General features: G+C 61.7%; 23 protein-coding genes and 2 tRNA genes. 21 read left to right on the top strand and 4 right to left on the bottom strand.

The genetic code is table 11. The features are described from left to right. Positions 1-25: 25 nt before the first annotated feature. Positions 26-2,158 carry a 4Fe-4S binding protein gene (locus HV822_RS03295; RefSeq protein ID WP_238872292.1) on the bottom strand — a complete coding sequence of 711 codons (2,133 nt, stop codon included), beginning with the start codon at positions 2,156-2,158 and terminating at the stop codon, positions 26-28. A 217-nt stretch (positions 2,159-2,375) separates the two neighbouring features. On the opposite strand from HV822_RS03295, the gene ercA reads away from it, so the two are divergent. The 5 genes from ercA (at position 2,376) to tatB (ending at position 8,335) form a co-directional block, all read left to right on the top strand. Beyond that, positions 2,376-3,539 carry an alcohol dehydrogenase-like regulatory protein ErcA gene (gene ercA / locus HV822_RS03290; protein WP_238872290.1) on the top strand — a complete coding sequence of 388 codons (1,164 nt, stop codon included), beginning with the start codon at positions 2,376-2,378 and terminating at the stop codon, positions 3,537-3,539. Then, positions 3,523-5,262, top strand: a complete 1,740-nt coding sequence (locus tag HV822_RS03285) for a hybrid sensor histidine kinase/response regulator (RefSeq protein WP_238872288.1) — start codon at positions 3,523-3,525, stop codon at positions 5,260-5,262. Before ercA ends, HV822_RS03285 begins: the two co-directional genes overlap by 17 nt. A 446-nt stretch (positions 5,263-5,708) precedes the next feature. Beyond that, positions 5,709-7,742, top strand: coding sequence for a PhoX family protein (locus HV822_RS03280; protein WP_238872286.1), 2,034 nt, complete (start codon positions 5,709-5,711; stop codon positions 7,740-7,742). Positions 7,743-7,811: 69 nt separating this feature from the next. Beyond that, positions 7,812-8,036, top strand: coding sequence for a Sec-independent protein translocase subunit TatA (locus tag HV822_RS03275; RefSeq protein WP_238872284.1), 225 nt, complete (start codon positions 7,812-7,814; stop codon positions 8,034-8,036). 29 nt (positions 8,037-8,065) lie between these two features. Next, a complete protein-coding gene (gene tatB, locus HV822_RS03270; RefSeq protein ID WP_238872282.1) occupies positions 8,066-8,335 on the top strand; it encodes a Sec-independent protein translocase protein TatB in 270 nt (89 codons plus the stop codon). 45 nt (positions 8,336-8,380) lie between these two features. On the opposite strand, the gene HV822_RS03265 is transcribed toward tatB, so the two are convergent. After that, positions 8,381-9,841, bottom strand: a complete 1,461-nt coding sequence (locus HV822_RS03265) for an alpha/beta hydrolase (RefSeq protein WP_238872280.1) — start codon at positions 9,839-9,841, stop codon at positions 8,381-8,383. A gap of 437 nt (positions 9,842-10,278) precedes the next feature. Here HV822_RS03265 and gspC point away from each other — a divergent pair, with 437 nt between their 5' ends. The 13 genes from gspC to bamD are packed head-to-tail and all read left to right on the top strand — an operon-like array spanning position 10,279 to position 21,838. Continuing rightward, positions 10,279-11,139 (top strand): type II secretion system protein GspC, encoded by an 861-nt coding sequence (gene gspC, locus HV822_RS03260; protein ID WP_238872278.1) that lies wholly within the window; start codon positions 10,279-10,281, stop codon positions 11,137-11,139. Between the two features lie 5 nt (positions 11,140-11,144). After that, the gene (gspD, locus tag HV822_RS03255) at positions 11,145-13,193 is read left to right on the top strand and encodes a type II secretion system secretin GspD (protein ID WP_238872277.1); all 2,049 of its coding nucleotides are present in this window, start codon (positions 11,145-11,147) and stop codon (positions 13,191-13,193) included. 2 nt (positions 13,194-13,195) lie between these two features. Then, positions 13,196-14,710: a type II secretion system ATPase GspE gene (gene gspE / locus HV822_RS03250; RefSeq protein ID WP_238872275.1), complete on the top strand. Its 1,515-nt coding sequence runs from the start codon at positions 13,196-13,198 to the stop codon at positions 14,708-14,710. Positions 14,711-14,712: 2 nt separating this feature from the next. Then, the gene (gspF, locus tag HV822_RS03245; RefSeq protein ID WP_238872273.1) at positions 14,713-15,924 is read left to right on the top strand and encodes a type II secretion system inner membrane protein GspF; all 1,212 of its coding nucleotides are present in this window, start codon (positions 14,713-14,715) and stop codon (positions 15,922-15,924) included. A gap of 2 nt (positions 15,925-15,926) precedes the next feature. Further along, entirely contained in the window at positions 15,927-16,394 is a 468-nt protein-coding gene (gspG, locus tag HV822_RS03240) for a type II secretion system major pseudopilin GspG (RefSeq protein ID WP_238872271.1), read from the top strand. Next, positions 16,394-16,936 carry a prepilin-type N-terminal cleavage/methylation domain-containing protein gene (locus tag HV822_RS03235; protein WP_238872269.1) on the top strand — a complete coding sequence of 181 codons (543 nt, stop codon included), beginning with the start codon at positions 16,394-16,396 and terminating at the stop codon, positions 16,934-16,936. Before gspG ends, HV822_RS03235 begins: the two co-directional genes overlap by 1 nt. Then, a complete protein-coding gene (gene gspI, locus HV822_RS03230; RefSeq protein WP_238872267.1) occupies positions 16,923-17,312 on the top strand; it encodes a type II secretion system minor pseudopilin GspI in 390 nt (129 codons plus the stop codon). Before HV822_RS03235 ends, gspI begins: the two co-directional genes overlap by 14 nt. After that, positions 17,309-17,929, top strand: coding sequence for a type II secretion system minor pseudopilin GspJ (gspJ, locus tag HV822_RS03225; RefSeq protein WP_238872265.1), 621 nt, complete (start codon positions 17,309-17,311; stop codon positions 17,927-17,929). The genes gspI and gspJ overlap by 4 nt, the downstream gene beginning before the upstream one ends. Next, on the top strand, positions 17,926-18,726 hold the full coding sequence (locus tag HV822_RS03220; protein ID WP_238872264.1) for a type II secretion system minor pseudopilin: 801 nt from the start codon (positions 17,926-17,928) through the stop codon (positions 18,724-18,726). The genes gspJ and HV822_RS03220 overlap by 4 nt, the downstream gene beginning before the upstream one ends. A 19-nt stretch (positions 18,727-18,745) precedes the next feature. Then, positions 18,746-19,969, top strand: coding sequence for a type II secretion system protein GspL (gspL, locus tag HV822_RS03215; RefSeq protein WP_238872262.1), 1,224 nt, complete (start codon positions 18,746-18,748; stop codon positions 19,967-19,969). After that, positions 19,966-20,451, top strand: a complete 486-nt coding sequence (gspM, locus tag HV822_RS03210) for a type II secretion system protein GspM (RefSeq protein ID WP_238872261.1) — start codon at positions 19,966-19,968, stop codon at positions 20,449-20,451. The genes gspL and gspM overlap by 4 nt, the downstream gene beginning before the upstream one ends. Beyond that, on the top strand, positions 20,448-21,203 hold the full coding sequence (locus tag HV822_RS03205) for a type II secretion system protein N (protein ID WP_238872259.1): 756 nt from the start codon (positions 20,448-20,450) through the stop codon (positions 21,201-21,203). Before gspM ends, HV822_RS03205 begins: the two co-directional genes overlap by 4 nt. 14 nt (positions 21,204-21,217) lie before the next feature. After that, positions 21,218-21,838 (top strand): outer membrane protein assembly factor BamD, encoded by a 621-nt coding sequence (bamD, locus tag HV822_RS03200; RefSeq protein WP_238872257.1) that lies wholly within the window; start codon positions 21,218-21,220, stop codon positions 21,836-21,838. Between the two features lie 392 nt (positions 21,839-22,230). On the opposite strand, the gene rdgC is transcribed toward bamD, so the two are convergent. Next, positions 22,231-23,148 (bottom strand): recombination-associated protein RdgC, encoded by a 918-nt coding sequence (rdgC, locus tag HV822_RS03195; RefSeq protein WP_238872256.1) that lies wholly within the window; start codon positions 23,146-23,148, stop codon positions 22,231-22,233. Between the two features lie 248 nt (positions 23,149-23,396). Here rdgC and HV822_RS03190 point away from each other — a divergent pair. The 3 genes from HV822_RS03190 to HV822_RS03180 all read left to right on the top strand — a co-directional run bounded on the left by HV822_RS03190 (position 23,397) and on the right by HV822_RS03180 (position 24,418). After that, positions 23,397-23,472, top strand: a tRNA-Val gene (locus HV822_RS03190). A 13-nt stretch (positions 23,473-23,485) separates the two neighbouring features. Further along, positions 23,486-23,562 (top strand) — tRNA-Asp (locus HV822_RS03185). A 151-nt stretch (positions 23,563-23,713) separates the two neighbouring features. Beyond that, positions 23,714-24,418 (top strand): FKBP-type peptidyl-prolyl cis-trans isomerase, encoded by a 705-nt coding sequence (locus HV822_RS03180; RefSeq protein ID WP_238872255.1) that lies wholly within the window; start codon positions 23,714-23,716, stop codon positions 24,416-24,418. Positions 24,419-24,682: 264 nt separating this feature from the next. Here HV822_RS03180 and HV822_RS03175 read toward each other — a convergent pair whose 3' ends face one another. Further along, entirely contained in the window at positions 24,683-25,408 is a 726-nt protein-coding gene (locus HV822_RS03175; RefSeq protein ID WP_238872253.1) for a substrate-binding periplasmic protein, read from the bottom strand. Between the last annotated feature and the right edge of the window lie 80 nt (positions 25,409-25,488).

Raw genomic sequence — 25,488 nt, 5'->3', positions numbered from 1 at the left:
CGTCCTTTGTTGTTATGGTGCTGGTTTAGCGCTGGGGTGCCCAATCGCTGACGATGACATGGTCGGCACGCTTGGCCCGCGCCGCCTGCTTGCGCGCGCGGATGGCGTCTACGCACTGATCCTCGTTGTTCAGTATCACGATGCATTCCAGACACTGGATGCACTCGTCGTAATCGATGGCGCCGCTGCGCTTGATGGCGCCGATCTCGCATTTGTTGTGGCAGTGCTGGCAGGGCGCGCCGCAGGCTTTGATGCGCGTCAGCCAGGAGAACAGCCGCAGCCTGCCGAGGATTGCCAGCCCCGCTCCGAGCGGGCAGACGTAGCGGCAGTAAAACTTGTGCACAAACAGGCCAACGCCCAGCAGCAACAGGGCGTACAGCACGAACGGCCAGGAGCGTACAAAGCCCAGGGTGATCGAGGTTTTGAACGGCTCAACCTCGGCCAAGCGCTCGGCCAGTGTCAACGAGTAGAAGGCAGTCGGAATCAGGCCGAGCAGAATCACATACTTGAGCCACTGCAGACGACGATGCCAGCGCTCGCTGATTTTCCATTGGCGCAGGTGCAGCTTTTTTGCCACCCAGCCGACCATTTCCTGCAGGGCGCCAAAGGGGCAGAGCCAGCCGCAGAACAGGCCGCGGCCCCAGAGAAACAGGCTGATAAAGGTGAAGCTCCAGAGAATAAAGATCACCGGATCCATCAAAAAGACCGTGATGTCGAAGCCGTGCCAGAGTGCGAGCAGCAGGGTGAAAATATTCACCACCGACAACTGTCCTTGGGCGTAGAAACCGATGAACAGCAACGTGAACAGCAGAAACCCGGCACGCAGTTGATGGAAGCGATGAACGTGCCGGCTGATGCGCTGCTGGCGGACAAACAGCACGCTAACCAGCGTCAGCGAGACCAGCAGTACGCCAATCTGCCAGAGCCGTTGCTGCCACATCTGCAGCCATATCGGCGCAGGCGCCGGGGCGGCGTCAACGGCCTGCACCTGGAACAGGTCCGGCTGCAGCGTCAGCGCCTGCTCAAAGTGGCTGTGCTGTTCGCTGAGCGGGTTGCGGCGCAGGGTAACGTTGAGTTGCAGAGCGGCAGGGTCAACCGGGTTGAAGGCAGCGTGGGTTTTGATGCGGAAGATGTTGGCCTGCCAGTCACCCGCGGGCAGGGTCAACAGCGTCTGGAGCATCCCGTTGTTGAAGTCCATGTCGTGCAGTTCGATCGCTTTGCCGTGTTGCAGCAGGTTGATGCGGCTGGGCGCGGTGGCCGGAATGAAGTCCTCCGGCACATGGGGATACTGCCCGCGTGAGAGCACTAGCAAGGCCTGTTCGCCAGGCAGCAGTTGGTCCTGCAGCTGTTCGAAGGCTTGCGCGCCGAGCAGGTTGCGCCCGGTTGTGGGTGTGTTCAGGTAGGCAAAGTACAGCTCGCTGAAGGGCAGGTCGGCATCCGCCGCAAAGCCCGGATACAGCCTCAGGCTGTTGCCCAGAGCGGTTTCTACTGCTGCTGCCTCTAGTACCCAGTGTTGTAGCAGCCCGCGCTGGAGCAGTTGCTGCCAGTCGAGGGGCTCGAACAGCTCGGGGCGAGCGATGGCTTGCGGGCCTTGGGCAAAATCGGGGAGCAACGCTCGCGCGACGGTCATGGCTGACTGCAAGACCGTCTCGTTAAGGATCACTACAGAAACGGTCGCCTTGCTGACGCCATCGATGTAACCAACAGCTGAGCCGTCGACGCTGCCGCCATGAATGCTGCCAACCACAATGGGGGTGGCGATATTGCGGCCGGCGTACTGATCGGTGAAGTTGAACAACGACTGCTCGCCCAGACCATGGAGAAACACGGGTTCATGGTGTTCCTGTACCTTTACTCCGGTCAGCTTTCCTTCCGGCGTCATGCCGATCAGCAGCCGAATGGGCTTGCCGGAAAAGCCCTGCAGGCTCGAGTAGTCGGTGGACTCAAAGGCGTAGCCAAGTAGCTGATCGAGCTGAAAGGCTTGATAGACCGGCGGCGAGCCCTCTTTCTCGACCAGGCGGGTGGCACTGGGGAACAGCTGCTGTACCGCCGTCTGCCAGTCAGTCGTATTCTGGCCCTGGGCTTGCAGAGCAGAACTGAGCAGACAAAACAGGCAGGCCAGCAGCAGATGCAGGGCCGGTTGGCAGCGCACAGACATGGCGACTCATCCTTGTTGTTGTGCCTCCATGCTGGCGAGCAGCGGGGTAGGGCGGCCATGCAACTTAGGGGCTGAGCCGTTGCTACTTCAGTCTTAGTTCGCACTTGGGCGGCTTATAAAGCGAGCCACTTTGGGGTAGTCTGCCGGGACCGCCTGTGCCGCTCTACCACGCCCTGTTGAGTCCACAGCACTACAACAACAACGCGGATGCCAAAGCATGTCCTACGATGTCAGCCAGTTGCGCAAGTTTGTGACGCCAGAGATCATTTTTGGCGCCGGATCGCGCAAGACTGTTGCCAATTACGCCTCCACCTTCGGCGCCCGCAAGGTGCTGCTGGTGTCGGACCCGGGTGTGCAGGCCGCTGGTTGGGTAGTGGATGTGGAGCAGAGCCTGCAGTCGCAGGATATCGACTACGTGCTCTTTACCCAGGTATCGGCCAACCCGCGTACCGAAGAGGTGATGCACGGCGCCGAGGTGTATCGTGCTGCCGGCTGCAACGTCATTGTGGCTATTGGCGGCGGCAGCCCTATCGATTGCGCCAAGGCCATTGGCATTGCGGTGGCCCATGATCGGCACATTCTGGAATTTGAAGGCGTGGATACCATTCGTGCGCCTATCCCCCCGCTGATCTGTATCCCGACCACCGCAGGCACCTCGGCCGACGTATCGCAGTTTGTGATCATTTCCGATCAGCAGGAGAAGGTGAAGTTTTCCATTATCAGCAAGGCGGTGGTGCCGGATGTGTCGCTGATCGACCCGGAAACCACCTCCACCATGGATACCTTTCTGTCGGCCTGCACCGGGATTGACGCCATGGTGCATGCCATTGAGGCTTTTGTGTCGACCGGCAGCGGACCGATGACCGATGCCCATGCGCTGGAAGCCATGCGCCTGCTCAACGCCAATCTGGTCAATATGATGCGCAATCCGCAGGACCTGGCCGTGCGTGAGCAGATCATGCTGGGCAGCCTGCAGGCGGGCCTGGCCTTCTCCAACGCCATTCTTGGCGCCGTGCACGCCATGTCGCACAGCCTCGGTGGCTTTCTCGATCTGCCGCACGGTTTGTGCAACGCCATTCTGGTTGAACACGTGGTGGCCTTTAACTTTGACGCCGCGCCAGAGCGTTTCAAGGTGATCGCCAATACGCTGGATATTGATACCCGCGGGCTGACGACGCCGCAGATTCGCGCGCGTCTGATCCAGCACCTGATCGACTTGAAACAGGCCATGGGTTTTCATCAGAGCCTGCGTATGCATGGGGTAAGCACCAGTGACTTGCGCACCCTGTCGCTGCACGCAATGGATGATCCGTGCATTCTGACCAACCCGCGCGAGTCCAGCGTGAAGGACGTCGAGGTCGTCTATGCCGAGGCCCTCTGACCCGCGCCGGGATGTACTCACCGGGCTGCTCGGGCTGGGGTCGCAGTCATCGCGCAAGAGCTACTACCCGGAGCTGTTGGCTCGGCTGGAGGAGCTGGAAGCAGAACGTAACCGCTACAAGTGGCTGTTCGAGAATGCAGTTCACGGGATCTTTCAGGCCAGCCTGGCTGACGGCTTGCACACGGCCAACCGGTCGTTGGCGCGCATGCTGGGCTACCGCTCGGCCGCCGAGCTGGTGGCAGCGCGCAGCTCGTTGGGCGGGCAGTTCTTTATGGGTGGCGAGTCTGAGTTTCAACGTATTCGTCAGCAGTTGCTGCGCAGAGGCGAGCTGACGGGGTACGAGACCCGGTTGCTGCGCGCCGATGGCACGCTGATGGACGCGCGCATGAATATTCTGCTGCGCCCCGATGCCAATGACCACGTGATTGAAGCCTTTGTTGCCGACGTGACTGAGCGCAAGCAGGCGCAGCTGGCTATGCAACAACTCAACGATGAGCTGGAGCAGCGCGTGCAACAGCGCACCCATGAGCTGGAAGGGCTGAACGAGAGTTTGCGCTACGAGATCATCGAGCACGAGCGCACTCAGAGTGAGTTACGCAAGGCACGTGATGCCGCCGAACAGGCCAACCGCAGCAAGAACCGCTATCTCGCCGCGGCCAGTCACGACCTCTTGCAGCCGCTGAACGCGGCGCGTTTGCTGATGGCGACGCTGGGCGATATTGCCTTGCCTGAGAGCGCGCGGCTGCTGGTGGAGCGTTCCCACACGGCGCTGGAAAGCGCGGAGGATATGCTCAGCGACCTGCTGGACATCGCGCGCCTGGACCAGCCCAACCTGCAGCCCGAATACAGCGATTGCAGTGTGGATGAATTGCTGCAGCCGCTACTCAGCGAGTTCGGCAGTGTGGCCGAAGCGGCTGGCATCAGCTTGCGTGGCCGCACCTGCGCGCACGCCGTGCATACGGACTTTCGCCTACTCAGCCGTATCCTGCGCAACTTTATCAGCAACGCCATTCGCTACACCCAGAGTGGCGGTGTGCTGGTGGGCTGCCGACGGCGGGGCAGCGATCTGTGGATAGAGGTTTGGGATACCGGACGCGGCATTGATCGGGCGCATTTCCGCCGCATATTCCAGGAGTTCAACCAGCTCGATGTCGACCGGCCCGGACAGCGCCGCGGCGTGGGTCTGGGGCTGGCGATTGTCGAGCGCATCTCGCGCCTGCTCAAGGTTGAGGTGCAGGTGCGCTCGCGGCTGGGGCGCGGTTCGGTATTCAGCGTGCGTGTGCCATTGGTTCGGCGCCCATTGGTCAGTCAGCTGCGCAGTAGCCTGGGAACGCATCTGGCCGTGCCGTTGCAAGGTCGTCGCCTGTTGGTGATCGACAACGAGCAGATGGTGCTGCAAAGCATGCAGGGCTTATTGCAGCAGTGGGGCGCCGATGTGCTGACGGCCGCCGATCTTGAGCAGGCGCTGAGTTGCCTGCAGGGCCGAGCGCCGGATCTGGCGCTGGTTGATTATCATCTGGACGGCGGCCGGACCGGGCTGGAAGCACTGGCGGCATTGCGTGCGCAGTTTGGTGAGGATCTGCCTGCGCTGATGATTACGGCTGATCGCACCGAAGACTGCCGTCAGGGCGCGCGTGCCCTGGGCGTTGCGGTACTCAACAAGCCAATCAAGGCCGGCAAGCTGCGCGCCTCGCTCGATACCCTGCTTTCGCTCCGCCGCTGACAACCTGCCGGCCTGGATGCCAGGCTCTGGCGCGGGCCTCGGCGCCTGTCATCTGGCTGTCACCTTAGGGTCTGTTGACGTTTCGTTCACCCGCCTGCCGGAGGCCATTTTTCGGCCAGGCAAGGCGGAGGGAGCGCAGTGTGGTCATTCCACATAAGCGACCGACAACGCAGCATGGCCGAAAAATGGCTCCGGCCCTGCGGGTTGCGCCTGTAAAGCCGCCACTCCGCGTCGCTCGTCGTTTATTTGGAGTGACCAAACTACGCTCCTCGCTCCTTGATTGGCGGCTTTACAGGCTGCAACAGGAGGGTGAGCGAAACGTCAACAGACCCTAGTGTCTGCCAACCACCATAAAAGCTTCATGGTTTTCGGCTCGTCCTGTCATTTTTACTCTCCATCCTGTTCGGGTTTTCAAACAAACCAAAAAACCTGAGAGGAAGTAATCGATGTCCATCGAACAACGTGATCAGCTGGTGTATGTCGACAACGGGGCTGGGGATGAGCCATTGAGCACCCGCGAGATGAACCCGCTGTTCTCCAGCGTGCTGGAGGCCCGCCTGGCTCGTCGTCAGGTGCTCAAGGGCAGTGCCGGCGCTGCCGCGCTGGGTTTCTTCGGCCTGGGACTGGCCGGTTGCAACAGCGATTCTGACGATGACGACGCTGGCGAGGTGCCGGCTGGCGATCTGCTAGGCTTCTCCGCTGTTGCTACTAGCACCGCTGATGAAATTGTGGTGCCCGAAGGCTACAGCTATCAGGTGATCATTCCCTGGGGCACGCCGATTCTGGGCAGCTTCCCGTCGTTCTCGGTCAACAATACCGGTGATGACCAGGCTGAGCAGGTCGGCTCACACCACGACGGCATGCACTTCTACCCGATCAACGACAGTTCCGAAGACGGCCTGCTGGTACTCAACCACGAGTACGTTGAACCGCGCCTGATGCACGCGTCCGCCCAGGGTGTCTCGCTGTCCAGCGGTGCCACGCCGCCGCTGGTTGGCGGTCTGCGTCCGGCTGACGAAGTGCGCAAGGAAATGAATGCCCACGGTGTTTCCGTGGTACGTATCGTCAAGGGTGCCAACAATGAGTGGAGCGTGCAGCCTGACGGCATGAACCGCCGCATCACCGCGCTGACGCCGATGGAGATCCACGGCCCGGTTCGCGGCACCGATTTCGTCAAGACGCTGTACAGCCCCAACGGCACCATGACTCGCGGCACGCTGAACAACTGCGGTAACGGGTATACCCCGTGGGGCACTTACATGGCTGCCGAGGAAAACTGGGCTGGCTACTTCACCAACAAGGGTGATAACCCGCGTGAGCATTCCCGCTATGGGGTGCCGAGCGGTACCGGTCGTTGGGCCTGGGAACTGGCCGACAACGGTGCTGACGAGTACATCCGCTTTGACGCCAGCATCAAGGCTGCCGACGCCACCGGTGATTACCGCAATGAGCCGGTCTGCTTCGGCTGGATGGTCGAGATCGACCCGTTCGACCCGAGCAGCAATCCGAAAAAACGCACCTCCATGGGCCGCTTTGGCCACGAAGGCGTGGTGTTTGCCCCGGCTGAAGAAGGCAAGCCGGTGGTCTGCTACTCCGGCGATGACTCGCGCTTCGAGTACATCTACAAGTTTGTCACCGCGAGCAACTACAACGCCGCCACCGCCAACGGCAGCATGCTGGACGAAGGCATTCTGTACGTTGCCAAGTTCAATGACGACGGCACCGGCGAGTGGATGCCGCTGGTGTACGGCGAGAACGGTCTGACCGACGCCAACGGCTTCACCAGCCAGGCTGACGTGCTGGTCAACACCCGTCTGGCCGCTGACTTCATGGGCGCCACGCCGATGGACCGTCCGGAGTGGGGCGCAGTTGATCCGGCCAACGGTGACGTCTACTTCACCCTGACCAACAATACGCGTCGCGACGATAGCAACCTCAACGAAGCCAACCCGCGTGCGGCCAACAACCACGGCCACATCATCTGTTGGAAAGAAGACGGCGAGCAGGCTGCGACCACCTTTACCTGGGACATCTTCCTGTTTGCTGGTGACGCTGGCGAGAGTGGTGTGGAGAACAACAAGGGCTCCGATCCGAACGGCAACGACCTGACTGCCGAGAACATCCTCAGCTCGCCGGACGGCCTGTGGATTGACCCGGACAGCCGTGTCTGGATTCAAATGGATAGCGGCTGGGACGACCCCTTCGGCAACTGCGCCATGCTGGTAGCCGATCCGACCACGGGCGATATGAAGCGCTTCTTGGTTGGCCCGATCGATCAGGAAATCACCGGTATCACCATGACGCCGGACCAGAAAACCCTGTTCATCAACGTTCAGCATCCGGGTGAAGGTACCTCCGGTGCCCAGTTCGCTGCCGGTAGTTACTCCAGCAGCTGGCCGGACAACACCCCCTCCACACGCCCGCCGCGCTCGTCCACTGTGGTCGTATGGAAGAACGACGGTGGCGTAGTCGGTAGCTGATAACGGTTGATCTGGTGTGTTTGACGGGTCAGCGCGCCGCGCTGGCCCGCCTTTTTATTGGAGGTTTATATGGGTATTGGTGGAATTAGCATTGGCTCGTTGTTGATTGTGCTGGTCATCGTGATGTTGCTGTTTGGCACCAAGCGTCTGCGTAATGTGGGCAGCGATCTGGGCGGCGCGCTCAGCGGTTTCCGCAAGGCTGTGCGGGACACCGAAGAGACCCGTGATGCACTGGCTCTGGATGCTGCAGAGCAGACGACTGTGCGCGCAGAATCGACCAGCCGTCAGGCCTGAAGGCGAGGTGCAGCATGTTCGGCAATGGCATGACGGAATGGCTGCTGGTGGCGGTGGTTGCCTTGCTGGTGCTGGGGCCGGAGCGTCTGCCCACGCTGGTACGCAGCGCGGGCCGGGCAGTCGGCAAGGTGCGCGGCATGTGGAATGAGGTACAGCAGGAGCTGAATGCGTCCTTGCCGCAGGACGAGGTCAAGGAGCTGGCCGACAACGTGCGCGAGCTGCGCGGCAAAACCAACGTCAAACAGTTTGTACGGCGACTGGCTGTGGATGCGGTGGATGAGGAGCGCAAGCAGGGCTGAGGCACTTTTTTGCGCCTTGACCCTGCTTGCGGCCGTGCTCTGCGATTAGGGCGGCGTACAGGCCGGCATCGCCGAGCGTGGCACGTTGCCGGGTATCTCGCCCGCGTTGTTGGTATAGGTACAGCCAAACTCAGGGTCGGCTACGGTGGCCGGCGTCAGCCAGTCATCCCCGCCGGGCTTGACCCCGGTTTGCTCCCAGGTCAGCAGATCGGCCAGCGTTTGCGTCCATTCAGTCAGGGTAAAGTCACAGTGGCCGGGGGCGCGCATTGCACGCTGCACCAGGTTGTCCGCACTGCCCTGATCTTCAGCCCGCTGGCGATACACCTGCTCCATCAGTACCGGAACAAACAGGTCGCCGATGGTGTGCGCGGTGAGTACCGGCACGTCAAACTCGCCGTTGACCTTGGGCACCCAGCGCAAGCCGTCGCTACGCAGCGCGTTGACGCTGTCGACATCGGCGTCAGCCTTGAGGATGGCAGCGTTGAAGTTGATCTCGTCAGTGGTCAGCGGCTGGCCTAGCTCCGTCTGGAAGCGGTAGGTCAGACCCTCGGTGTTGATCACGCTTTCCAGAAAGATGCCATCGACCGTGCCGTCCGAGCCGGCAAAGCTTTGCAACAGGTCCTGAAACCCACCGAAGGCCAGCGGGTAAATCGGCCGCTCGCCACCGCTAAGGTTCTTCAGTGTCTGGTACAGCCCCAGGCCTTCTGCGGTCAGCCCGTTGGCATTGGGGTTGGTGCCGTAATCTACCCACAGGGCTGCGCGCGCAGCGGCTACCTTGGCGGCAGCATCGGCCGGAGCAATCGGGAAGCTGTCGGCGGGCTCGCCGGCCAGGGCAAACAGCGACAGGTTGTAGCCGCCAAAGTAATTGAACAGCTCGGTGTCGCCGACCACACCACAGAATGGTGCTGCCGCGGCATATTCGACCACGTTGTTGGCGGTGTCGATGGTTTCACGCTCTACCGCCGCAGCGGTCACATGGCCACCCATGGAGGCACCGGTAATGTAGTACTTGGTAGGCGCCGCCAAAGTACGGCCATTGTCAGCCGCGATTTCGGTGAAGGCCAGGGCCAGGGCGTTGGTATCCTCCACGCCTGCGCGCACATCGTAGTAGTTGGTGCTGTAGCTGGATGATGCCCAGGCGTAGCCGTTGTCGATCAGATACTGACGCATCGGCGGGTTGTCGACGGTCAGCGCGTTGCCGGTACCGCGGTAGCCGTGCGCCCACATCACCAGGTAGCCGTTCCAGTTCTCCGGCACCTCGATACGATAGCCGGCGCCGTTCAATACGCCGCTCCAGCGGCTGGTTGTGTTGTAAGGCGCGGCGGCCGCCAGTGCGTCAAAGGGCAGGGTGGACTCGTCGATGGTAAAGACGTTTTGGTCGATGCGCGTCTGCTGCGGGCGCTTGACCTCATCATCATCGTCGTCATTGCTGCTGCCCAGACAGCCGCTGAGGCTGATACTGCTAATGAGCACAGCCAGCAGTGCGGGCCGGTGAAGTGCATTCATTGTTATTATTCTCCGTTGCAAGTTGTTTTTTGAAAGGCCTTGCACTGACCAGTTAAGCGGCAAGGGCTCGGCCAGGCAAGTATTTACTGTCTCCGATTGAGACACCCTGGCAGGTGTGGATGGTCGGTTATAACCCCTTTTTATCGCTGTAACTTCGGGGTAACCCAAACGGGTGGTGCCGGGTTTGCTCTGTCGGCGAGATAGCCCATTTGGGTGATGCGGGTGCAAGGCGATACTCGATAGCGTCGCAGCTGCAAGACGAAGCCTCTGGAATAACCTGTTCAGGGGGTTGCTGCTGGATTGCAAATTCGTGACAATCGAGCGCAGACGAGCAGCCTGTTGCAGGCTTATAACAATAATTTTGCAAAGAAAGGTCAGTATCTTTTCATTTACTGACGCCGCCCAACGTGGTCAGTTTTCTTTGCCTCGGAGAATGCATGCGCCCGGTTGCCCGCCCCTCACTGGAATCTGCCGTTACGGCCGTCACCGCCCTGTTGGTATTGCTTGCTGCCTGGATTCTGGCTCACCTGCTCTGGGCTCTAGTGGTGCCGCAAAGCGTTCTGCCACCCGCCAGTTCCCTGTCTCTGGCAGTGAGTGCCGGTGAGGACACCCCCACTTATCCCGGGTTTCGCGAGCTGGCGCTGCTATCGCCGCTTGGCCGCGCCAATCAGCAGCGGCTGGATCTCAACGCCCCCGATACCAAACTGAGCTGGACACTCAAAGGCGTGCTCGCCGATCCCGACCCTGCGCGCAGCGCCGCCATTCTGGTTACCCAGGGTCAACCGGAAAAGCTCTACCGCGTGGGCGCCAGTCTGCCCGGGCAGGTGCGTCTGGAGCAGGTGTTGTCTGATCGCGTGATGTTGATGCGAGACGGCCAACTCGAAACCCTGCGCCTCAAACGTAATGAAAGCGCTGGCGCCGGTCGACGCCCGTCGCGTTCGGCCGGTTTGCCGACGACTGACAATACCCAGACTCTGGCGCCGGACGGCGGGCTGGCACGCATTGATCGCGAGGCCTGGCTGAACGATCCGCAGCGTTTCATGGAAGTCATCAGTGCCAACCCGGTAATGGTGGATGGCGTGCTGTACGGTCTGGAGGTCTCGCCGTCGCGCAATGTGCGCGAGTTCGAGGCGGCGGGCCTGAAGAGTGGGGATGTGATCACCGACGTGGATGGCACGCCAGTATCCCAGATCGAAGACTACCGCGACATTCTGCGCGAGTTGACCGATGCCAGCTCGGTGTCGCTCTCGCTGGAGCGTGACGGTGAGCCGATGAACATAACGATTACGATGGATTGATACAGATGTCGATGCAGTTTCGGAAGCAGCGGCTGGCGTTGGCGCTGGCATTGGGGTTGGGGGCGCTTAGTGGCCCGCTGGCGGCGCAGACCGCCGGGGCTACAGCAGACGGGGAGGACCTGGTCCTCAATCTGCGAGATGCGGATATCAATGGTCTGATCGAAATCGTCAGCCAGGAAACCGGCATCAACTTTATTGTTGATCCGCGCGTACGCGGCGAGGTGAATGTGGTATCCGGTCAGCCGATCCGCCGAGATGAGCTGTACGACATTTTCCTCAGTGTGCTCAAGTCCCAGGGCTTTGCCGCCGTGCGCGGCAGCGACGGGTTGGTGCGCATCGTGCCTGAGGTGCAGGCGAAGGAAAACGAGGTGGCCACCCTGGGTGACGATACCCCTGGCGATGAGTACATCACCGAGGTGCTGACGGTAAACAATATGGATGCCGGGCAACTGGTACGTATCCTGCGGCCGCTGGTGCCCAAGGGTGGGCATCTGGCCGCGGCGGCCCAGTCCAATTCGCTGGTGATCGCCGATACCGCGGCGAATGTGCGTCGTATCAAGTCGCTGATCTCGCGGATTGATCGTGAGTCGATGGAAGATTTCGAGGTATTGCCGTTGCAGCACGCCTCTGCGTTGGATGTCGTGCGCATTGTGCAGGGGCTGGATGCCAACCTGCCCGCCGAAGAGTTTGCCCGCGGCCCCAAGTTGATTGCCGATGAGCGCACCAACTCGGTGATCCTGCGTGGCGACCCGGAGGCGCGCGCTGGCTTGCGCACTGTCGTGCGCCAGCTGGATGTGTCCGGTAATCAGGGTAACACCCAGGTGCATTACCTGCGTTACGCCAAGGCCGAGGAGGTCGCCGAGGTGTTGCGTGGTATCGCTGAGGGGCGGGAGCGCAATAACGGTGGCAGCTCTGTAAGTAGTAGCGGCGGCGTCTCCTCCAGCAGCGCCGGCACTAACGTAGCAGAGCAGAACCGGGTGCGTATCGAGGCCCATGAAAGCACCAACGCGGTGGTGATCTACGGGCCGGCCGAGCTGTCGCGCGAGCTGTCTTCCATTATCCGTCAGCTGGATATTCGCCGTGCTCAGGTGCTGGTCGAGGCGGTCATTGCGGAGGTCTCCTACGACCGTGCCAAGGAACTGGGCGTGCAGTGGGGTATTGGTAGCGAAGATGCCGGTGTCGGTGTCATCAATTTCAATCGCAATGGCAACGGTATCGTTGATCTGGCGGCCGGCGTGAACAGCTTTCTGGAAGGCGACATCAGCTCGCCTCCTTCGCTCGGCAGCGGCGTTACCCTGGGCGGCATCGGTAGCATCGGCAGTACCCAGATCGCCTTGTTGGTCAATGCACTGCAGGGCGATACCGCCAGCAACATTCTGTCCACGCCCAGTCTGCTGACGCTGGACAACGAAGAGGCCGAAATCGTAGTGGGCCAGAACGTGCCCTTTATTGTCGGCCGCTCGGTGGAGGACTCCGGTCAGGCCTTCGACACCATTCAGCGTGAAGATGTGGGTATCAAGCTGAAGATTCGGCCACAGATCAACGAAGGTAACGCCGTACGTCTGGAGATCGCCCAGGAAGTCTCGCAGATTGCGCCGGGCACCAGCGGTGCGGCTGACATCATCACCAACAAGCGCAGCCTGACCACCCACGTGATGGTCGATGACAACCAGATGATCGTGCTGGGCGGGCTGATCGACGACCAGATGGTCGAAACCGCCGACAAGGTGCCGGGGCTGGGCGATATTCCGGGGCTGGGGCGCTTGTTCCGCTATGACACCGCCTCTCTGCAAAAGCGCAACCTGATGATCTTCCTGCGCCCGGTGATTGTGCGCGACTCGGCGGTGGCGCAGAGCCTGACGCACAGCAAGTACAGCTATATTCGTGACCGCCAGTTGGCGGAACAGAACCGCCGTGGGCGCCTGGACGTGGGCGATGGCGTGCCGGTGCTGCCGGACTGGAACTACCTGCTGACCCTGCCGCCGCCCTTTGAGAACGCCATGCAGGGCACGCCGCCCACCACCATCAGCGCGCCGCCGTCGAGCGGAGGCTAGTTATGAGCGAGTCGGACATCAGCGCCCCGGAGGCCGCTGTCAGCGCGCCAACCGATACCGGTTACCGTTTCGCACGTCGTGTCGGTGTGTTGACCGGCAGCCTGCGGGAAGACGGCCAGATGGAAGTTTTTGTACGCGCCGACTGCGACCCGCAGGGGTTGCTGGAACTGCGTCGCCGTTTAGGGCATCCGCTGCTGCCGGTGGTGCTGGACGATGACAGCTTTGCTGCGCGCCTGCGTGATCGCTACGAGCGCTCAGCCAATGACGCCATGCAGTTTGTTGAAGGGCTGAGCGATGATGCCGATTTGCTCTCGGTGGCCCAGTCGCTGGCTGAGCCGGAAGATTTGCTGGAATCCCAGGACGAAGCGCCGATCATCCGCCTGATCAACGCGCTGCTGTCCGAGGCAGTCAAGGAAAACGCCTCGGATATCCATATCGAACCCTTCGAAAACCGCCTGTCGATTCGCCTGCGGGTCGACGGTGTGCTGCGTGAGGTACTGGAGCCGCCGCGCGCGCTGGCGCCGGTGATCGTCTCGCGGATCAAGGTCATGGCCAAGCTGGATATCGCCGAAAAACGCCTGCCGCAGGACGGCCGTATCGGCCTGCGCCTGGTGGGCCGCGCAGTGGATGTGCGGGTCTCGACCTTGCCGTCCGGGCATGGCGAACGGGTGGTGCTGCGTTTGCTCGACAAGCAGGCTGGCCGTCTGGAACTGCGCCAACTGGGCATGTGTACTGAGCACTACGACGCCATGGAGCGGGTGATCAGCCGGCCGCACGGCATTGTGCTGGTCACCGGCCCGACTGGCTCCGGTAAAACGACGACCTTGTACTCGGCCTTGATGCGCCTGAATGATCGCAGTCGTAACATTCTTACCGTGGAAGACCCGATCGAGTACTACCTCGACGGTATCGGTCAGACGCAGATCAACAACAAGGTCGACATGACCTTTGCCCGCGGCCTGCGTGCGATTCTGCGTCAGGACCCGGACGTGGTGATGGTCGGTGAGATCCGTGACGTGGATACCGTGCAGATCGCCATTCAGGCCAGCCTGACCGGCCACCTGGTGTTCTCCACCCTGCACACCAACACCGCCGTCGGTGCCATTACCCGTCTGCGTGACATGGGCATCGAACCCTTCCTGCTGTCCTCAACCTTGAACGGTGTACTGGCTCAGCGGCTGGTGCGCACCCTGTGCCCGGATTGCCGCCAACCGCATCAGGCCAGCGCCAGTGAATGCCGCCTGATGGGCGTGGCGGCAGAGCAGCCGCCAACCCTGTATCGCGCGACTGGCTGCAGTGCCTGTAATGGCACCGGCTATCGCGGACGGACCGGTATCTATGAGCTGGTTGAGATTGACGACACCCTGCGCGGCCTGATTCATGACGGTGCCAGCGAGCAGGCGATGGTGCGCCACGCCCGGCTGGCGCAGATGGGCATTCGTCAGGATGGTCTGCGCCGCGTATTGGCGGGTGACACCACGCTGGAAGAAGTGCTGCGCGTGACGCGGGAGGACTGAGGGTGCCTGCCTTTGAATACACTGCACTGGACGGCACTGGCCGCACCCGCAAGGGGGTAGAGGAGGGCGACTCTCCGCGTCAGGTGCGCAGCCGCCTGCGTGAGCAGGGGCTCACGCCGATGTCGGTCAGCCAGGTGGCCGAGCGCCAGGCGTTGCTGCGCATGCCGGTATTTCAGCAGCGCATCAAACCGCTGGAGCTGGCGCTGGCGACCCGGCAAATGGCGACTCTCGCGCGCGCCGGTCTGCCAATCGAAGAAGTGTTGGCTACGGTCGCCAGGCAGAGCGAATCCCCTCGCGTACGCTCCGCGCTGACCGCGGTGCGCACCCGCGTGATGGAAGGCTTGCCGCTGGCCCATGCGCTGGGTGAGTTCCCCTCGGTCTTCCCGGTGATCTACCGCACCACCATCGCAGCCGGCGAACAGGCCGGCCGTCTGGACCTGGTATTGGAGCGCCTGGCCGATAACGTCGAGGCGCAGAACGCCATGCGTCAGAAGATTCAGCTGGCGATGTTCTATCCGGCGATTCTGACCTGTGTAGCGCTGCTGGTGACTGTGGCGCTGCTGACCTACGTCGTGCCGGAGGTGGTCAAGGTATTTGATGGCATGAATCAGGAGCTGCCGCTGTTGACCCGCTCGCTGATTGCCGTCAGCGACACCTTGCGTGATTGGGGCGTTCTCATACTGTTGGTGCTGGCGGGGCTAATTTACGGCGCGCGCCTGCTGCTGAAGAAGCCGGCCTACCAGCGTCGCTGGCACGACTTTCTGCTGCGCCTGCCACTGATTGGCCGCCTGACCCGTGGCCTCAACACCGCGCGTTTTGCCCGCACCCTGAACATTCTGGCGGGTAGCGGGGTGCCATTGCTGGATGCTCTGAATATGAGCGCCAGCGTGATCTCCAATCTGCCCATGCGCGAGGCGGTGTCCGCTGCCGCTCAGCGCGTGCGTGAAGGCGCCGGGGTAGGGTTGGCGCTGGAGCGCAGCGGCTATTTTCCGGCGATGACCCTCAGTCTGATCAAAAGCGGCGAAAGCAGCGGCACGCTGGACAGCATGCTGGAGCGCGCCGCCGAAACCCAGGAGCGCGAGCTGGAAGCGCGCATCGCCATGGTGATGGGGGTATTCGAGCCTTTACTGATTCTGACCATGGGCGCGGTGGTGCTGGTGATTGTACTGGCCATTCTGCTGCCGATCTTTGAACTCAACCAACTGGTGAACTGACGATGTCCAAACGACAAGCTCTCGGCCGCGCGGCGCAACGCGGCTTTACCCTGATCGAGGTGATGGTAGTGGTCGTTATCCTCGGTATTCTCGCCGCGGTGGTCGTGCCGCGGGTTATGGACCGCCCTGATCAGGCGCGCACAACCAAGGTACAAAGCGACATTCGCGCGATTGAAAGCGCACTCAACCTGTACCGTCTCGACAACTTTGGTTACCCCACTACCGAGCAGGGTCTGCGTGCGCTGGTGCAGCAGCCCACTGGTCAGGATGCGCCGCGCAACTGGCGTCAGGGTGGTTATCTGGATCGGTTGCAGCAGGACCCGTGGGGTAACGACTACCAGTATCAGACCCCTGGCCGCGATGGCCGCCTGTTCGACCTTTACAGCTTTGGCGCGGACGGGCGCAGTGGCGGCAGCGACAACAACGCTGACATCGGCAACTGGAATCTGGATCAGAACGGCCAGCGCTGATGTCGAGCTCTTCCGCCCGCCAGCCGGCGCGCTCAGCCAGCGCCGGCTTTACCCTGATTGAAGTCCTGGTGGTGCTGGTGCTGATCGGTGTCATCGCCGGACTGGCGACGCTGTCGCTGGGTAATGGCGCGGAGCGGGAATTGCGTAAGGAGAGTGATCGCCTGGCCGCTGTACTCAAGCTGGCGCGTGATGAGCTGCTGATCAGTGGCGGCAACGAGCGGGCGCTGGGCTTGCGCCGCGATGGTTACAGTCTGCTGGACCTGGTGCTGCTGGATGATGCGACGCGTGAATGGCAGCCGGTGCAGGATCCGCAGCTCGGGCCCTACCTGCTGCCCGAAGGGCTGATCGAGCTGGACTTTGAGGCGGACGAGCAGGCCGGCCGGCTGTCTGGCAGCACTGCCTGGACGCCGCAGCTGCGTCTGGGCAATACCGGTGAGATGACCCCGGGCCTAATCATCCTGACTGAGCGCAAGGGCAACCTCAAACGCTATATTCGCACCGAGCTGAACGGTCAGATCGAGGTGCTCAGTGAACGCCCGTAGCCAGTCTGGTTTTACCCTGCTGGAAGTGCTAGTGGCGCTGACCATCCTGGCCGTCGCGCTGGCGGCGCTGGTCAAGGCCGGCAGCGACCATGCCCGTAACAGCGCCTACCTGCAGGAGCGCACCCTGGCGCACTGGGCCGGCAGTAACCTGCTGGCCGAATATCAGTCGGGCATGCGGCCGGCGAGCGACGGCGAGCTGAAGGGCGAAACCCCCATGGGGCCCTATCGGTTTGGCTATCAGGCCAGGATCAGCGACTACACCGCCAAAGCACCGTTTCCGCTACCGGCGGTCAAGCGCATCGACATTCGCGTCTGGCTGCTGCCAGGCGGCGAGACCGAGCAGCGCGCAGTGGTCAGCGGGTTCGTACTGCCATGATGCGCCAACGGGGCTTTACCCTGCTTGAACTGCTGGTTGCCATGGCGGTGTTCGCGATCATGAGCGTGGTCGCCTACCAGGGGTTGCGCTCGGTATTGCAGGTCAATGAGATCAGTCGTGAGCATGCCCAGGTATTGGGCGACTTGCAGGTTAGCCTGAGCGTGCTGGAGCGCGACCTGTCGCAGTTGGTGGACATTCGCGTGCGCGACGAGTTTGGTGATCGACTACCACCGCTGCGCCTGCAGCCCGGCAGCGACGAGTATCCGCTGTTGGAAATTGTGCGTGCCGGCGCCGGTGGCGATGCGCGGCTACGTCGCACTGCCTGGCGCCTTACCGAGCGCGGTCTGGAACGTGAGCTATGGCCCGGTGTGGACATCGCCGATGCCGACAGTCGCCGCTTGCAACCCTTTGCCGAGCTGGTGGGCGAAGATGAGCGACTGGGCGTGGATAGCGCCTTTCACTTTATAGTGCGCGGCGCCAGTGGCCTTGAGCGGGTTGATAGTTGGCCCCCAGCCGATCTGGATCCGGAGTCTACTCAGCTGCCGCTGGCGGTTGAGGTGGTTCTTGAGCTGCCGCGTCTGGGGGCAGTTCGGCGCCTGATAGCGGTGGGCCAATGAACAGTCGCAAGCAGCAGGGTGTGGCCCTGATTACCGCGCTGCTGATCGTTGCATTGGCGGTAACGGCCGCGGTTGGTATGGCCATGCGGGGGCAGGCTGACATCCGTCGCAGCAGCGCGGTGTTCGAGCGCGACCTGTCACAGCAGATTGCCTTGGGCGCCGAGAAGATGGTGCTGCAAATTCTGGAGCAGGCCGACGGCCCGGACGACCTGATATGGGATACCTGTCTGTCACCGGTGCTGCCCTTCGAGGTCGATCAGGTGCAGCTGCAGGCGACGCTGGATGACATGCGCTGCCGCTTCAACCTTAACGCATTGGCTGGCGGCGACGAACAGCAGCAGGCGTTGTTTGCCCAATTGGTCGACCGCGTCGCGCGCGACAGCGGCGTGGCCATGCCGCCGGGCAGTCAGCTGGCGCTGGCGGTCAGCGACTGGATGAACCCGGAAACCGACGACGCGATCTATCAGCTCGACTCGCCGCCGCGCCTGTCAGCCAACCGCACCATGCTGGTGGCATCAGAACTGAATGCCGTCAGTGGTATGAACAGTGAAGCCTGGCAGGCGTTGGCCCCCTATGTGACGGCCTATCCGTCGGACCAGAGCCCGATCGATCTGGAGCGCAGCCGCGAGCTGATGCAGGAGATATTTGCCAACCAGGGCGTCGGCGGTGACGCGCCCTGGTTTATGCGGCTGCAGGTGGTGGCCAGCTTTGGCGAACGACAGTTTTATCAGTGCACACTGCTGGATGCGCCCAATGGCAAGGTAGTGCTGCGCGAACAGACGGCCTGCGAGCCGTGACAACAACAGGAATGCATGCATGTTGATAGTGCTTTTGACCGCAGCGACTGCTGCCTCCGAGCAGGACCAGCCGCTGCACTGGTGGCGCCTGGGTCGAGAGGGGCAGGTATTGGAGCGGGGGCAGGATCGCCTGGAAGGACTGCACCAGCGTTACGCGGGTGAACGGGTGCGCGCTCTGCTGGCCGATGGCGTTGGTCTGCATCGGGTAAGTCTGCCGGGGCAGCGTACTGCTGCCATCCGCGCCGCGTTGCCCTACGCCCTGGAGGAACGCCTGAGTCAGGAGTTGGACGATCTGCATATCGTCATGGGGCCCAAGCGCGCGGACGGCCAGATCAGTGCGGCGGTCGTGGAGCATCGGCTGCTGGCATATTGGAGCGGGCGCTTTGCCACGAGCGGTTTGCGGCTTGAGGCGCTGCTGCCACTTGCCGCCTTGTACGCCGATCAGGCGCCGGAGCAAGGATTGCGCTTGCAGGCGCTTGACTGGCCGGACTGTTCAGGCTGGCTGGTAAGCGCGGCCGACGCCGAGCCGGTGCTGCTGGAGCCAGCATTGTTGCCGTTCTGGCTAAACAACCGTTTGCAGGCGCTGGCGCCGGAGCAGCGGCAGTTGAGTGGGCCGGCATCCGAGCTTGCGTCCTTGCAGGCCAGCATTCCGGCCGATACCCGCCTGTCATCGCCGGCATCGGCTGAAGCCTCAGGCAGCTTGCAGGGCCAGTTGGCGACAGCCGCGCCACTCAACCTGCTGACTGGACCCTACGCGGTCAGCATGGCGGCGCCACCCTGGCGCAAGTTGCGCCCGGTGCTGGTGGCCGCCAGTGTGGTAGTACTGCTGACGGTCGGCTGGCTGGGCGCAGAGCGTGCCGCGCTGGAGGCCGAGCGCGATGCCCTGCGCAGCCAGATAGAAACCACCTTCTCCCGCGCACTGCCGGGGGCACGCCTGCAGGACCCGTTAGTACAGTTTCAACAGCAGCTGCAGGGCAGTAGCACGCAGGTTCAGGCGGGCGCCGGCATGTTGCTGCACGCCTTCTTCACCAGCTTGCAGGGACAAAGCGGGGTAGAGATCCGCCAGCTACGCGGCAGTGTCGAGGCGCTGGATGTGGAGTTGAAGGTCGCCAGCTTTGCCGAGCTGGAAAAGCTTCGCGCGGCTCTGGCTGCCAGTGCCGGTATTACCGAGCAGCTTGAGGGTGCGGACTCGGAGAATGGTGGTGTCAGTGCACGGATACGTATAGCAAGGGGTGAATCATGAAGGCCTGGTGGGCAGGGCTGGCCGCCAGAGAGCGGCTTATTCTCATGGTAGGTGGCGCCGTATTGGCGCTGATTGTTTTCTGGATCGCCATTTGGGAGCCGCTGGTGCAGGGGCGTAGCGCCCTGCGCGCCGAGGTGGCGCGGTTGTCGGCAGAGGCGGTGTGGATGGATCAGGTGGCTGACGATGTGCGTCGTCGTGCGCGCCTGGCACCCGCGAGTGCCGGCGTGCCGGCGCAGGGCTCGGTGCTGACGCTGATCGAGGTGTCGGCTAATGCTGCCGGACTGCGTCAGGCGTTGAGCCGGGTGCAACCGGAAGGCGCGGGCGCACGCCTGAGTTTCGATCAGGTCGGCTTCGACCCGTTGATGAGCTGGCTGGCCGATCTGGAGTCACGTCAGGGCCTGCAGGTAACGCAGCTGTCCATCGACGTGGGCGAAGCTCCTGGTCAGGTCGCGGCGCGTATTCTGCTGGAGCGTAGTCAATGAGCGGCTGGCTGCGCGGCAAAAAACTGTGGTTGCTGGCGACCCTGGTGTTGCTGCTGACGCTGCTGGCCAATCTGCCGGCCACACTGGTCTGGCAGTCTCTGCAGGGGCACCTGCCCACCCGGGTGGAGCTGACCGGGCTGCGTGGCACCCTGTGGCAGGGTGAGGTGGCACGCATGCAGGTGGCCGGCATCGACCAAGGTGCGCTCAGTTGGGATTGGCAGCCGACGGGGCTTGTGCAGGGTGAGGTTGTACTGGACCTCAGCTGGCGGCCGCGCAAGGGGCAAGTGCGGGCGCTGGTGCGCGCCGGGCTGGGCAGCATCACGCTGCAGCAGGTCAACGGTTACCTTGATGCGGCCAGCATGGCACAGGTGAACAAGGCGCCCTTTGTTCTGCAAGGTGACTGGCTGCTCGATATCAGCGAGCTGGAGCTGCGCGACTTTCGTGAAGTCACCCGAGCCGAGGGGCGCATCGGCTGGCAGAATGCTGGTGGTGGCTTGCCTAATCCGTTGGCGTTGGGTGACCTGGGCGCCACCTTGAGTCAACAGGATGGCTGGTTGTTGATGGCGCTGTCCGATAACGGCGGCCCGCTGGGCCTGCAGGGCAGCGCTCGCTGGCAACCAGCGGCTCCGCTGAAGCTGGATACCCGCTTGCAGGCGCGCGCCGCTGCGGAAGCGGCGCTGGCCGATGGACTGCGTCTGCTGGGGCGACCGGACGCCGATGGCTGGATACACTGGCGAGCAAACCTGCAATGAATGAGGAATTGAGAATGGGGTCTGTAGTGCGGTCTGCCGGTGCTCTGGTGTTGGCAATGGCCTTAGGGGGGTGTGCAGCCTCGCAGGTAAGTCCGCAGAGCGAGTCGGCACTGGCTGATCTGCGTGCGCGCCTGGGTATGGGTCAATGTACTGCGGAGTTGAACGCTGAGGTGATCGCTGCGCAACAGCCGCCGCTGCACCTGGAAGCAGCCTATCAGTGCCTGACCAACGCACAGCTGGCGTTGAGTGAAGAGTTGCTGGCTGATTATCAGAGCCGTTTTGTCGGGCGGGCTGACCAGGACTATGCAGCCTACCTTGCGGCGCTGGTCCCCTATGCGCGTTTTGAACTGGCCGGCGGCGACAGCCAGGCGCGCTTGCAGCAGGGACGAATCGCGCATGCGCGGATGGTGGAGTTTGTGCGGCAGTACCCGCAGTCGCAGTACCGCAGCGAAGTGGCAACACGCATGCAATCTATTTTGGAGGGCCTGGCTCAGGCCGAGTACGACCTGGCATTGCTGGACGCCGAGCGCGGGCAATTGGACCGGGCAAAGCGCCGTATGCGCTACCTGCAAGATAGCTACCCGCGCAGCACCGCTGCGACTAACGCTATTGCCTGGCTGCTCGATCAGGAGTGAAAGCGCCGGCCCGCGTCAAGGGTTTTATGGTGGATTTGTGGATCAATTGTGCCCCTTATCGGCGCCGACATCCCTGGTTTTGTGCACAAGCATGGGGCGTCTTGTCATCTGGCTGTTACATTGCGCGCTAAGTGATTGATATTCCTGTCTTGCAAATAACCTATTGATTTTAAAGGGAAAAAAATAGGTTAAATTTTAACCATTCTGAGCTTGTGCCCCGTCGGTACTGGTGTGTGAGCGCTTTTGGTCAGGCTATCCACAACCTTATCAACAGATATTGTGGATAGCTTGCTGGAGCCCATGTGTGGCAACGCTTTGACGATCTTGCCGGCAACGCGGCCGAGGTTTGCTGGTTGCCTGAGAGGGGGGAGTCTCTCAGGCACAATGGCGATTTACACGCCCTGAGGAATGTCTTCACCGCCCAGCGCATTGGTCAGAGAGGGGATCAGCTCACTGAGGGTGTTGGACATGATGGTGAAGCTGGCGTCCAGCTGGCTGAGCATATCGTCACCGCCATTTTCTTCCGCTTCGTCGCGCAGCAAGTCTTCGAACTTCACGCGCTTGAGGGTCAGTTTGTCGTCCAGGCTGAAGCTGAGCTTCTCTTGCCATTGCAGCATCAGCTGACTGACCTGCTTGCCGGCGCTCAGGTGCAGCTGGATCTCGTCGCTGGCCAGATCCTGACGCTTGCAGCGCACCACGCCGCCGTCTTCACTGGTGTCACGTAGTTCGCAATCGTCACCGATCTGCAGTTGCTCGGGAGCCTGGTTTTCTTTCACCCATTGGGTCATGCAGGCAGCCGGCGCGATTTTTACGTTCAGGGGGCGCACGGGCAGCGAGCCGGTGCATTCGCGCAGCAGGCTCAGCAGGTCTTCGGCGCGTTTGTGGCTGGAGCTGTCGACCGCGATCCAGCCTTCGGCCGGGCAGATGCAGGCAAAGGTGGTCTGGGTGCGGGTGAAGGCGCGAGGCAGCAGCGACATGATGATGTCGTCCTTGAGTGTGTCGCGCTCTTTCTTGTAGACCTTGCGGGCGTCGCGGTTCTCGATTTCCTCAACCTTCTCGGCCAGCGCTTCCTTCACCACGCTGCCGGGCAGGATGCGCTCTTCCTTGCGCATTGCGATCAGCCAGTAGCCGTTGCTGACCTCTACACGGTTTTCCGAGTGACGGCCCCAGGGCGTGGTCCAGCCAAGGGTGTGGGTCTCCTGACTGGCGCAGGGGCGGGCGGCTTTCTGTTCGAGCGCGTCGACCAGCTCGGATTCGCTGAAGGGGACGGGTTGGCTGAAGCGATAGATGAGCAGGTTACGAAACCACATGGTGCTGTCCTTTCTGTTGCTAAGGTCTTGGGAAGCAACGAACGAAGGAACCTACTCTGCCATCGCTGGGCGGGTCGGTTCGATTGTGCTTCCCGGGGAAAGCGCCCAATAGTGCCTCAGCCATCGGTTGGCAGCCAGTGTTTCCGGGGGGTGGAATAAGATATTGAAATAACCTGAATTTTTTTTTGAAAAAGGTGTTGCCAGATTCGAAAAAGCTCCCTAGAATGCGCACCACTTCGAGAGCAAACGGGTGATTAGCTCAGCTGGGAGAGCATCTGCCTTACAAGCAGAGGGTCGGCGGTTCGATCCCGTCATCACCCACCACTCGAAGAATAGCGCAGCGGTAGTTCAGTTGGTTAGAATACCGGCCTGTCACGCCGGGGGTCGCGGGTTCGAGTCCCGTCCGCTGCGCCATTTCCCCCCTCCTGTAGTATCTGATTCCCCTTTCTGTTTTTGCCTGCGGTACAGGGTCACATTCGTTGTCGTCCCGGTAGCCTGCATCTGCAAGCCCTGATAAGCTGCCTGCTTACTTTCGCCCGTGTCGGGTCTGTCTATTGAGGTAAGCATGAAGCGTAATTTGCTGGCAGTCAGCGTTGCAGTCGGTGTCCTGGTTCTGGCCGGTTGTGACAAGGAAAAACAACCGGAACTCACTACCCCCATCCAGCAAGCCTCCTACGGTATTGGCCTTAACATGGGTCAGAGCCTGTTGCAGGATGGTCTGGAAGATATCGATCCGCAGGCGTTGGCATTGGGCCTGCAGGATGCGCTTGGCAAGCAAGAGCAGCGGGTGGGCGATGAAGAGCTGACCAGTGCTTTCAACGCGCTGCAGCAGCGCGCACAGGAGCGCGCTGAGGCACTTGCCAACGAAGCGCTGGATGCCAACAAGAAGTACCTTGAAGAACACGCTGCTAAAGACGGTGTGACCAGCACCGAGTCTGGTCTGCAGTACGAGGTTGTTGCCTCGGGCGATGAGGACGCTGCTCAGCCGCAGGCGGACGATGTTGTGGTCGTCCACTACGAAGGGCGCTTGATCGATGGCACTGTGTTCGATAGCTCTCTGGAGCGTGGCGAGCCGGCTGAGCTGCCGGTAGCTGGCGTTATTCCGGGCTGGGTCGAAGTGCTGCAACTGATGCACGTTGGCGACAAGTGGACGGTGACTGTCCCGGCTGAACTGGCCTACGGTCCGCGCAGCCCGAGCCCGGTTATTCCGCCGAACTCGATCCTGGTCTTTGACATGGAGTTGGTCTCCATCAAGCCGCGCCAAGAGTGATTCGGTAACACGTCGAAACGCCCGAGGCAAGGCCGTCGGGCGTTTCAGTGTTACTGTTATGCACATTTTTCGGTAACACCTGCTATTTACTTTCCCTTCCTTTTCTGATTTCTCGCCTAGGTCGTAACTGACTGAAAAACATGCATATTTTTCATTGGTCAAAATATGCGCGGATTGTCTGCAGGCGCATATAAACGGGCGTTTGAGACGGTTTTCCTAGTTTTCTTCACAGAGTTATCCACAGATCCTGTGGGTAACCCGTCGCTACTCGTATCGCTGCAGTAATTGCTGGATCTGGCCGTTGCTGAGCAGCTGGTCGATAGCGTTGATGAGCTGTTCGCTGCCCGGCCTGCGCTTGGGCGCAGCGCAGCGCAGGTAGAAGCGCTCCAGCTCCCAGTCGCTTACGGTGATGGCGGCTGGTGTGATGCGCAGGTGGTGGCGCAGCGCACGGCGCAGGTCAATGCTGGCGTCAAGGCGACCGCGCTCCAGCATCTTCAGGCGTGTCTGGATATCCCTCACGTCGTGGCGCGTCAGCGCGCCCTGCGCGAAGGCTGCGGTCAGGGCGCTGCTGTAGTGATACCCGAATGTAGTTCCTACCAGCGCACCCTGCAGGCTGCTCAGACTATCCGGCGCCGGCTTGCCTGCAGCGGTGGCGACAACGTCTGCGTCGTCGTATAAAACCTCTGACCAGTAGAGTTGAGTTGGCTTGCTGTGCCATTCGGGTTGCGTATTGCAGATCAGGTGAATGCGACCGCTGTCCAGTGCCTCGTCGATGCGGTTGTTTGGCAGGGCGATGAAGGTTACCGGGCGATTCAGGTATTCGCCGACCAACTCGCCCAGTTCACGGGTCAGGCTTGGTTGCAGGTCAACCCCGGACAGCGCAACGTACGGCGGCGGGTCTGAGGGCGAGTAGCCCCACAGCAGGGGGGTAGCGTGCAGGGTTGAACTGCAGCCCAGCAGTACCAGCAGACAGTACAGAATGACTCTCACGACGTCCCCACAGATGGTTGGCAAGCACGTATCAATACCGCTGGGTGCCGGCCAGCGCTACTCGGTTGCTGGCGGCTGGG

The sequence above is a fragment of the Halopseudomonas maritima genome (assembly GCF_021545785.1).
GTDB lineage: Bacteria > Pseudomonadota > Gammaproteobacteria > Pseudomonadales > Pseudomonadaceae > Halopseudomonas > Halopseudomonas maritima.
Note: the sequence above shows the minus strand (reverse complement) of the source record. Positions and strands in the feature narration are given on the sequence as shown.

Excerpts from the sequence above, each read along its gene's own strand:
- gspG (WP_238872271.1), top strand. The coding sequence starts at position 15,927 with ATGTCCAAACGACAAGCTCTCGGCCGCGCGGCGCAACGCGGCTTTACC.
- ercA (WP_238872290.1), top strand. The coding sequence starts at position 2,376 with ATGTCCTACGATGTCAGCCAGTTGCGCAAGTTTGTGACGCCAGAGATC.
- tatB (WP_238872282.1), top strand. The coding sequence starts at position 8,066 with ATGACGGAATGGCTGCTGGTGGCGGTGGTTGCCTTGCTGGTGCTGGGG.
- gspJ (WP_238872265.1), top strand. The coding sequence starts at position 17,309 with ATGATGCGCCAACGGGGCTTTACCCTGCTTGAACTGCTGGTTGCCATG.
- HV822_RS03295 (WP_238872292.1), bottom strand. The coding sequence starts at position 2,158 with ATGTCTGTGCGCTGCCAACCGGCCCTGCATCTGCTGCTGGCCTGCCTG.
- gspL (WP_238872262.1), top strand. The coding sequence starts at position 18,746 with ATGTTGATAGTGCTTTTGACCGCAGCGACTGCTGCCTCCGAGCAGGAC.
- gspC (WP_238872278.1), top strand. The coding sequence starts at position 10,279 with ATGCGCCCGGTTGCCCGCCCCTCACTGGAATCTGCCGTTACGGCCGTC.
- HV822_RS03220 (WP_238872264.1), top strand. The coding sequence starts at position 17,926 with ATGAACAGTCGCAAGCAGCAGGGTGTGGCCCTGATTACCGCGCTGCTG.
- rdgC (WP_238872256.1), bottom strand. The coding sequence starts at position 23,148 with ATGTGGTTTCGTAACCTGCTCATCTATCGCTTCAGCCAACCCGTCCCC.
- gspE (WP_238872275.1), top strand. The coding sequence starts at position 13,196 with ATGAGCGAGTCGGACATCAGCGCCCCGGAGGCCGCTGTCAGCGCGCCA.
- HV822_RS03205 (WP_238872259.1), top strand. The coding sequence starts at position 20,448 with ATGAGCGGCTGGCTGCGCGGCAAAAAACTGTGGTTGCTGGCGACCCTG.
- gspD (WP_238872277.1), top strand. The coding sequence starts at position 11,145 with ATGTCGATGCAGTTTCGGAAGCAGCGGCTGGCGTTGGCGCTGGCATTG.
- HV822_RS03285 (WP_238872288.1), top strand. The coding sequence starts at position 3,523 with ATGCCGAGGCCCTCTGACCCGCGCCGGGATGTACTCACCGGGCTGCTC.
- HV822_RS03275 (WP_238872284.1), top strand. The coding sequence starts at position 7,812 with ATGGGTATTGGTGGAATTAGCATTGGCTCGTTGTTGATTGTGCTGGTC.
- HV822_RS03180 (WP_238872255.1), top strand. The coding sequence starts at position 23,714 with ATGAAGCGTAATTTGCTGGCAGTCAGCGTTGCAGTCGGTGTCCTGGTT.
- HV822_RS03280 (WP_238872286.1), top strand. The coding sequence starts at position 5,709 with ATGTCCATCGAACAACGTGATCAGCTGGTGTATGTCGACAACGGGGCT.
- HV822_RS03265 (WP_238872280.1), bottom strand. The coding sequence starts at position 9,841 with ATGAATGCACTTCACCGGCCCGCACTGCTGGCTGTGCTCATTAGCAGT.
- gspM (WP_238872261.1), top strand. The coding sequence starts at position 19,966 with ATGAAGGCCTGGTGGGCAGGGCTGGCCGCCAGAGAGCGGCTTATTCTC.
- bamD (WP_238872257.1), top strand. The coding sequence starts at position 21,218 with ATGGGGTCTGTAGTGCGGTCTGCCGGTGCTCTGGTGTTGGCAATGGCC.
- HV822_RS03235 (WP_238872269.1), top strand. The coding sequence starts at position 16,394 with ATGTCGAGCTCTTCCGCCCGCCAGCCGGCGCGCTCAGCCAGCGCCGGC.